The following is a 7,402-nucleotide window of genomic DNA, read 5'->3' as shown; positions in this document are numbered from 1 at the left end:
TGGTGATGTTCGTCTGTGTATCTCGCAGGAAAATGTCAGCCCTGTTGTTAGTGTCCCCTGTCACCAGGTTGGAGGCAAAAGACCGAAACACCACATAACGCCCATCGGGTGAGATACTGGGATTAGTGGAGTCGCTATTTCCCTGAGCAGCAGCGGAGTCAAGGGAGAGGCGGGTGGTGATGTTCGTCAGTGTATCTCGCAGGAAAATGTCACGACAGCTGTTAGTGTCCCCTGTCACCAGGTTGGAGGCAAAAGACTCAAACACCACATAACGCCCATCGGCTGAGATTCTGGGATTAAGGGAGGAGTTATTTCCCTCAGCAGCAGCGGAGTCAAGGGAGAGGCGGGTGGTAATACCAAGGGTGTGGGCGTAGGAAGCCAGAACCTTTGCTGTGAAAGGGAGGTGTGGTGCTTCTGGGGAGGGGGGAATTTGGTGAGAGAGTTCCCAGGTGCCACCTTTTGCCGCATTCCCGGTGGGGTTGGGGTTCGCGCTGATAGCTGCACCGGTGAGTTGGTGTAATTTTTCGATAAATTCAGCCCCCGCGTCTCCCGCCGCAACGGAGCACCCATAGAGGAGAATCTGGCTTGCTGTTAGTCCCCACTGTTGTAATTGGTGGGCGTATAGGTTCAGAGTATCGAGACTCAGTTGGGTATTACCGAGATAGAGGATACCCGGAGCCCCGTGTGAAAGGATATGTATCGCTTCAATATCTTTTTGATTGGCTAAGGCGTTTGTAATTTGTGCGATGCCGCTCGAATTTTCATTTAAAATGAAAATTCGAGCGGCATCGATACCTTGGATCAGGCTTTGATAATTCTGTACAGAAGAGTCTACGAAAATAATTTGCTTGTTCATGTTTGGTACGTTCATAATTGCTGAAATCCTTTATATCTATCGTTTACATCCAAGTCTGGCCAGGCTTGAAACCCCCGCCTCAAAGCTCAAGTCCTCTTGCATAGGACTGAAGAATTTATTAGTCTTATTGCTCAAATCGATCGGGCTGTAAAATTGTTAGCCCGTTCCAATTTTTCACGGGAAATAAACGTGGAAAACTGATTGTCTTTGCTCATGGCTGACAACATTCGCTCAGCTAAACCCCCGACTGGGGAAGTCATCGCGCTGTGAAACCGGGGATTTTGTCGTAGTAGTGCAGCCAGTAAAGTAGAGCCTGAGCGGGGTAGTCCTGATATGAAGTGGGCTTTCACTGGCCTCGTGGGGGAATGGGTTTCCATAACATGAGATGCAACTTAAATGTATCATACCACAGACATATCTTTTATAATATATTTTTATTTAACATTTCGCAACACAACATCTAGATTTACGATATCTTTACAATCTAGACATCGTGGGTTGGCTTTCCCTATCTCTATCATTGCTTCGGGCCCCTGCCTCTGTAAAGTCGGAAAAGTCAGATCATAAAGTCGGAAAAGTCGGATCTTTGCCATGAGGACATAATTTAGACCTCCCTCAGAGGCTGTGGGTATGAGAGTTTATTTTTTTTAGCGGAATTTTATTGGCTATTTTGCCAGACAGCATTAAGGTTGACGATATCTTTAGAATCTAGACATCGCCCTTGTTAATTACTCTGGAATTTTTGACCGCAGATGGTGGCGGATATACGCGAATGGACGCAGATGAATTTAGTTTAGTCTTGGACGCACGGGTGGTCAGAAACCGGGTTTTTGCGAAAATACTGCGTTACAGCCTGCAGATTCCGTAAAAAACCCGGTTTCTTTGGTTTTTGAAGCGCACCGGGCGGATATACGCAGATGGACGCAGATTAGGATACAGTTTGTTTAGTTACTTCTACATAAATATGTTCTAACCGCACCGGATACCGAGCAATTGAATCTATAGAAATCCCGTCGAACAGCAAAATAATCTCTTTTAATTCTAAACGTTCGGGCAGCCAAAAAGCCAAATCGCTACCGTAGCGGCGCGGGATGAAACTGTATTGTTTAGCGCGGGCGATGACTTCAGCTTCTTCGTCGGTTTTTACCACGATAATCTCTTCAGCCGGAATCAGTTTTTGCAACTCTTCTAAACTGCCCTCAGCTACAATACTGCCATTTTTTAAAATCCCGATTCTCTGACACAGCCGCTCAGCTTCATCCAACAAATGAGTTGTCAGCAAAATTGTAATTCCTTCGGATTGCAATCGCTGAATTAAATCCCAAATTTCATAGCGAGCCTCAATATCTAAACCCGTTGTCGGTTCATCTAAAATTACTAATTTAGGCTGGTGTACCAGAGCCACCGCAATATTCAAACGGCGCTGCATTCCTCCGCTCAAAGTTTCCACGGGGCTTGTAGCTCTATCTGTCAAATTTACTGCTTTCAAACAGTGTCTTACTTGATAGCGCCGCTGTTTCCGCTCTAAGCCGTAAATTTGAGCAAAAAAGTTGAGGTTTTCTTCGCAGCTAAGGCTTTTGTAAAGCAAGTTTTCTTGGGGCGCTACACCGATTAAGGATTTTGTAGATTCGGAAACAGGCTCGCCATTGATGGAAACTTTGCCGCTGTCGGCATTTAGCAAATTACATAAAATATTGATAGTTGTAGTTTTGCCCGCCCCGTTTGGACCGAGCAAACCGTAAATTTCTCCAGCTTGAATGTGCAGTGTTAAATCTTTAAGCACTGAACGCTCGCCATAGGACTTATTTAGCTTTTCTATTTGCAGCACTGCTTTAATTCTCCGTATTATTTTATATATTTACGATTTTTTCGGAATTATTTAACCGCAGAGAGCGCAGAGGGCGCAGAGGAGGATAAGAGAGAGATGAATAATTACGACATAATGCAATACGGTTCAGATAAGACTGATCCCCCCTAGCCCCCCTTAAGAAGGGGGGGACAAGAAGTTGCTCAAAGTCCCCCTTCTTATCAGATAAGACCGATCCCCCCTAGCCAAGAGGGCGGGCACGGGGAGTAGGGGTCGCACCGCCCCTACGAAGGGGGGGACAAGAAGTTGCTCAAAGTCAACCCCTACTCCCCTTCTTAAGGGGGATTTAGGGGGATATCCGGGGAATTAACAGTGTTAACTGAACCGTATTGCGACATAATTAGATAGTTTTAAAGCCTTCTTTCTACTCGCAACATCCGCCGATAAGACAGCCATCCGGCTACTATCATTAAAACTGCAAAAATACACAAAAAACCGAAGTGCGACGAAATATCAGCCAAGTCTTTGCCGTCAGCCCACACGCCCATCAGCGCTTCGTTCATGTGATAAATTGGATTGTACTGGGCGAGATCCAGCAGACTTTTGGGAAACAGCGAAGTCGGTAAGAATGCGCCTCCTAAAATCAACAAAGGAACGCCGAAAGCGGCTACTAGCGAGTTGACATCTTCAGTGCGCCTCGCAAACTGGGTGCCGAGAATAAAGCCTACACCTACATAAGATACAATACTGAGCAGAATAATCGCACATCCTAACAGAATAGAGCCTTGAAATTGTGCTCCTAAACAAGAGGCGATCGTGTATACTAAAATTACCTGACCGATGCCGATGCAACTGTGAGCCAGGAAAATTCCTAAAAAGTAGGAAGTGCCGCTCAGCGGGGAAATAAACAAGCGTTTGAGGGTATGCTGTTCTCGCTCAGCTACTACTGTTGCTACGCTACCACCGAGACAGCTAAAAAATAAAGCCGCTCCTACTAAGCTTGCAGGTGCAGCAGTTTCAAAGGCTTTTGCTGTGCTGAGATTAGCGCGTTCTTTTAAAATTAAACCGTTAATTAGCAAGATAGAAACTGGAAATATACTCCACAAGACTAAGCTGCGTCGCCGCCTCCCCAATTCAATTAATATTCGCTGTGCTACTGCGAGCGTTTCGTACCAGTATTTCATAGGAAATATATTAGTATTGTGAGAATGGGGAATTGGTAATGATGCCACCGCATATGGGAGCATCTCAGTTTTGCATTTATAGTGCGAGCGTCCCCGCTCGCGTGCTTGTATAACCACGCGAGCGGGGACGCTCGCACTACAATAAAAAATGCTTCTTGCAAAACTGACATGCTCCCCCGCATATCATACCATAGAGATGCCAATAATTTAACTCTCAAGAAAAAACCCGCCGACGCGGGTTTGGATTTTAGGGGGATAGGTTTTAACAACAGTTAAAAAAAAGAATGGAACAGTAACAACTTCTCAACCCATATCGAATCAGTTATTCCCAATTCTTTAAGCGAAAATCGAAAATCGAAAATCGAAAATCGAAAATCGAAAATCGAAAATTGTATAACTTGTCGCGGTTTCTTGCTGCTCTCAATTAATACTAAAGTTCTTACCTCTGTAGCATCCTTGAAAAGAAGTTAAACTGGTGCCGTTTTTCTGTTCCAATTTAGTCACGAGGGAAGAAGTATTGGAACTTTCAGCGGTAGCACCCCACTTGTAGATAAAGTCGCCGAGATTGTCTCCGGTTTCTTCGTAGCTGTGCTCTTCAATTGGAATTCCCGAAACTCCTGAAACAGTTTGGTTGTGGTATCCGTTAACAATGATTTTTTCGATAACGGCTCCCGGTTCTGCGGTAATGTTCCATTGCACGGGTTCATAAGCTGAAAGTGCGAGAATTATGGGCTTGTTTCGGCGTTCTACTTTGACTTCGATCCTCTCCGAGGGCTTCGCTAACGCACTTTTTGATAAATCTCGGTTCTTGTGATCCGCATTAGCTTCGTAAACGCCTATTAAATGAAGTTCTTTATTTCCGCTTGACGAACCGATATAAGCTGAAAAATCGTCGGAACCGCCAAGCCCGCAGTTGGCGCCCGAACTAATTGGGGAAACAAAAGCTGTTTTTTCGGCTAGTTTCTGCTGCACTGCCGGCACTACCCACAATCCGGTGCCGATGCCTAAAGCACCTATCAAAGCGGCCGCGATACCAAAAGGAAGGGCATTTGTGAGGTGGCGAACAACTGGTTTGGCTGTTAGTTGAGATAGGCTGTGCTGCCAAGTTTCACCAGTTTGTCGATCGGCATTGCCACCATCGAGACAGGCCAATAAACCTAAACTTTCCGGCTGTTCGAGCAGACTTTGAACAGTTTTCCCTTCGCCGACGTAGAGATTTCTAGTTGCGGTGTCTAAAAGCAGCCAGTAGCGATCGCCCTCGCCGAGGTTGTACTCTTGTAGGGCAGGATCGACTAAATCGTGCTGCAAAAACACCAGCCAAGCCATATTATTGCCAGTGCCGACTGTTTTGCCGTCGCTGGATATCAGTTGGTCGATGTCGGGTTCCCAGCGCCAAGCTACCCAGCGACTATCTCCTCGATAGCCGAGGGATTTTTCTAGTTGCGGATGAGCGGTTATTTCTAAGCGTTGAACTAAGTTTGACACTAGATTTCCTCCTCAAGTGCGTTAGCGAAGCCCGCCCCTACGGGGGCTACGCCAACGCAGAGGATCGGGTCTAGAGCAATTTTGTTTAAATTTAAAACAAATATTTTGCTCATGAAGAGCCTCCGAATAATCGGGTTAATTTTGTCTCGCTAATGTTATCAGCCGGTACTTTCCAAACCACACTGGCTTAACAAAAATATGCCTGTTGAATGGTTTAGCTTTAGAACTTGGAGCTGGCGAGCACCCGCCTGGTAATAATTTTAACCTGTGCTGTTGACACTCCCTAGCCTAAAGGCGTAGGGATTCTTAATTCATCGACTGACCTTTAAGCGCTATGTCCTTTCGGCAATCTTTAAACTTTTCAACCGTGCAATTACACCAATTGACGAGCCTAATTCACAGCAACCCGCCTAGGGTCTATCTCCAAAAGCGTACTAGGATACGAACAAGCGAGTTCGGGTATGCCCTACCCTACTTAACAAATGAACTAAATTATTTGTTTTCTGGTAAAGAGAATGCGTCGATCCTCTAGCTGTTTTAAGAGTTTTCGCTGCTCTGCGTCCAACAATTTATGCCTAAAAGTGTGTCTCCGTTTCACGATGGCAAAGGAGTTTAACCTTGACTGTTCTAGTATAGCACAAATACAAGAAATTTCCGGATTTTTAGGAATGGATTTAAGAAATTAAAGCCGTCCTAGAAGGACGGGGTTTTAAACCCTATTTTCTGATAACTAATCCTGTTACGGATTGAAGCTGGCTATCTATCACTGCTTCTACCTGGTTGGCCAGTTTTGAAAGAGTGCTTAGCTAATAGCGTCTACAAGTTCTTAGCTTAACTTTTATTTCGCTATTCTGCTACAAAATATGCCGATCGCACCTGAGAGCAATATTAAGCAGGCAAATAAATATTCCGGCTTTCTCGCGGGTGAAATATCCCTGAAAAAGAGACGGTTTCCGAGAAACCCGGTTTCTGTGATGAAAGTTCTGACACTTCGCCGATTACTGGCGGGGGCCATCAATCGCATCTCTAGTCGGTGCAAGGCCTCCGGGGCTAAAGGAACTCGGCGGCACTCTCGGAAGATTGAGATTGCGATTGGGAACTAAATCGCTGTTGCTGTCGCCAGCAGTTCCACCCGTGGGAGACGCACTGTTATTGGGATTGGTATTCGGCGCTGTTCCCGGATTGAGATTATTGGGATTGGTATTCGGCGCTGTTCCCGGATTGAGATTATTGGGATTGGTATTCGGCGCTGTTCCCGGATTGAGATTATTGGGATTGGTAATCGGTGAACCTCCCGGATTGGCATTGGGAGTACCTGCGGGCGAAGTCCCCGGAGTGAGATTGTTGGGATTGGTATTCGGCGAAGTTCCCGGATTGGCATTGTTGGGATTGTTGGGATTGGTATTCGGCGAAGTTCCCGGATTGGCATTATTAGGATTGTTGGGATTGGTATTCGGCGAAGTTCCCGGATTGGCATTGTTGGGACTGTTGGGATTTGCCGTGCCTGCAGGAGTAGTTATCGGGGTGCCGGCAGCATCTCTGGTGATGGCGTTGGGGTTCGGGGGAGGAGGCGGAGGAGTGGCTGCATTGGGGTTATTTGCAGGAGCATTGCCCGGAGCAGTGTTTTGGGGAGCAGCGTTGCTGCCGCACAAGCTGACTAAATCAAAAGTTGTGCCGCCTGGAGTTTCGATGAAGCAAACCGGCACATTTACTTGGGGGTTTGAGGCTCTGGGAAAATCGGCTGTTCCCGGCATGGGACGGCTAAAGGCAGCTTCAGCCATCAATGGGGTCAAGGCCGCCGATAGAGCGGCGATTGTTCGCAATAATCTCATCAGCGTTTCCTCAAATGTATAATTTTATTTTCTCCAGTATTGCCCATAAATTGCCAAGTGTCGTCACTCTAAAAGCCGATCGATCTTTTTAACAACTACTTCTACAGGGCCACCCCTGGCTGCAACATCTCGCCCAGACAGAAAGTACAGGTAGAAAAAGGCTTAGGAGCGCGAATTAAATAACTTACAATTTTAATTGTTATTGTGGGATGGGCGTCCCGCCCGTCCTTTTTGGACG

General features: G+C 46.2%; 6 protein-coding genes. All 6 read right to left on the bottom strand.

From position 1 onward, the window contains the following. Positions 1–871, bottom strand: an 871-nt coding sequence (locus QT992_RS32245) for a DUF4347 domain-containing protein (protein ID WP_333378638.1), incomplete at its 3' end; no start/stop codon positions are given. Positions 872–987: 116 nt separating this feature from the next. Next, the gene (locus tag QT992_RS32240; protein WP_333342435.1) at positions 988–1,233 is read right to left on the bottom strand and encodes a sulfotransferase; all 246 of its coding nucleotides are present in this window, start codon (positions 1,231–1,233) and stop codon (positions 988–990) included. A gap of 551 nt (positions 1,234–1,784) precedes the next feature. Continuing rightward, positions 1,785–2,684 (bottom strand): ABC transporter ATP-binding protein, encoded by a 900-nt coding sequence (locus tag QT992_RS32235; protein ID WP_333378635.1) that lies wholly within the window; start codon positions 2,682–2,684, stop codon positions 1,785–1,787. Between the two features lie 389 nt (positions 2,685–3,073). After that, complete coding sequence (locus tag QT992_RS32230) at positions 3,074–3,910, bottom strand: ABC transporter permease (protein WP_445251172.1); 837 nt, start codon at positions 3,908–3,910, stop codon at positions 3,074–3,076. Positions 3,911–4,267: 357 nt separating this feature from the next. Further along, entirely contained in the window at positions 4,268–5,332 is a 1,065-nt protein-coding gene (locus QT992_RS32225; protein ID WP_333343032.1) for a hypothetical protein, read from the bottom strand. 998 nt (positions 5,333–6,330) lie between these two features. Further along, positions 6,331–7,164: a hypothetical protein gene (locus QT992_RS32220; protein ID WP_333321069.1), complete on the bottom strand. Its 834-nt coding sequence runs from the start codon at positions 7,162–7,164 to the stop codon at positions 6,331–6,333. Between the last annotated feature and the right edge of the window lie 238 nt (positions 7,165–7,402).

It is taken from the genome of Microcoleus sp. T3_D1, from assembly GCF_036700405.1.
Taxonomy (GTDB): Bacteria; Cyanobacteriota; Cyanobacteriia; order Cyanobacteriales; family Microcoleaceae; genus Microcoleus.
Note: the sequence above shows the minus strand (reverse complement) of the source record. Positions and strands in the feature narration are given on the sequence as shown.

Bases quoted from the DNA above. Each gene is read 5' to 3' on its own strand.
- QT992_RS32240 (WP_333342435.1), bottom strand. From the start codon at position 1,233: ATGGAAACCCATTCCCCCACGAGGCCAGTGAAAGCCCACTTCATATCA.
- QT992_RS32230 (WP_445251172.1), bottom strand. From the start codon at position 3,910: ATGCTCCCATATGCGGTGGCATCATTACCAATTCCCCATTCTCACAAT.
- QT992_RS32220 (WP_333321069.1), bottom strand. From the start codon at position 7,164: ATGAGATTATTGCGAACAATCGCCGCTCTATCGGCGGCCTTGACCCCA.